This is a genomic window from Endozoicomonas sp. SESOKO2 (assembly GCF_024606245.1).
GTDB lineage: Bacteria > Pseudomonadota > Gammaproteobacteria > Pseudomonadales > Endozoicomonadaceae > Endozoicomonas_A.
Map to the genome: position 1 here is coordinate 1 of NZ_JAHHPQ010000492.1, position 1,160 is coordinate 1,160.

Sequence of the window (1,160 nt, forward strand, 5' to 3'; positions counted from 1 at the left end):
AGCAGATCTTCTTGATCTGGAAACGTCAGATCCGGCAACGATGCATCCGGGATTGATTCAGACATGGCTGGCAGAGAATGGTCAGGAACTCAGTGTTTACCGTGAGATCGCTGCTGGCAAATATTCTGGCCGACAGTCGGCTACCAGGAAAAAGAATCCATCCTCCCGAACGACCAAAGCATCATCGACCGCAACAACGAGTCAGACCGGCCAGATGAGCGGATCTGCTGCCCGTAAACAGGGAGCCGATTCGACAAACGGCAGCAGTCGTGAAGATAAAGACCCGCTGGAACCTTCAGCTGAACAGGATACCGGAAGTTCTACTGTCACTTGTTTCAAGTGCAACAAGGCACTGAATACACAGGAATTAAGGCGAATAACCAATGAGGCAACTGCCTCCGTGATTTTATGCAGCAAGTGCCTTTCGGACAATCAGAGTAAAAAAAGAGCAAAACGAATCCGGAAAGAAACAAAGCCGGATTCATCAGAACCGGCCCAGAAAAAAAAGAAGGGCCCGGGTAGAAAGAGAAATAATACTGAAGCAGCTGCTACTGCGCCATCGGCCAAAAAAAAGAAACCGGCAGACACTCAGATCCCCGGTGACCCATTGGAAAAAGTAAAAGAAAATATCGAATACGAATTAAGTCAGGAAGAGCTGGAAAAAGTACAAACCCTGATGGAGGTATTCAAGAAAAAAAACATCACAGTCAAGTCTACTTTTTATAAACTCCTCGGCTTTCTAGAGAGAAGTTCATTTAATAGCTTCTTCGATAATGCCACCGCTTTTTTTGGGCACCTTTCTGAAAACTTCAAAAATACAGGCATGCTGACCAGCATGTTAAACAATAGAAAAAAACATATCCGGAGTTTCACAGAACGTAGCCTGAGTGAACTCGAATATTTAGCACGTTTGGATGTATTGAATTCCTTCTCGTCCATGAATAATGGTAGAGGCTTGCCCACACATAAGGAAGTGAAAGCAATACTGGGCTGGCCAGAATGGAAAGCCAGGGATGGCGAGTTTAATACGAAGTTGTTCCGATCCTTCTCGTCCATGAATAGCACCAAAGGCATGCTCAAACATGAGCAAGTGAAAGAGGTGCTAGGCTGGCCGGAATGGAAAGACAAGGATGGCGAGTTCAGTATGGAGCTGTTCCGCT

The 1,160-nt window shown here is 45.9% G+C and carries 1 protein-coding gene; it reads left to right on the forward strand.

Features of this window, described 5'->3' with window-relative positions; translation table 11 throughout:
• Positions 1-1,160 (forward strand): hypothetical protein (locus tag KDK17_RS11310; RefSeq protein ID WP_257288116.1); only part of this gene is annotated, 1,160 nt, incomplete at both ends.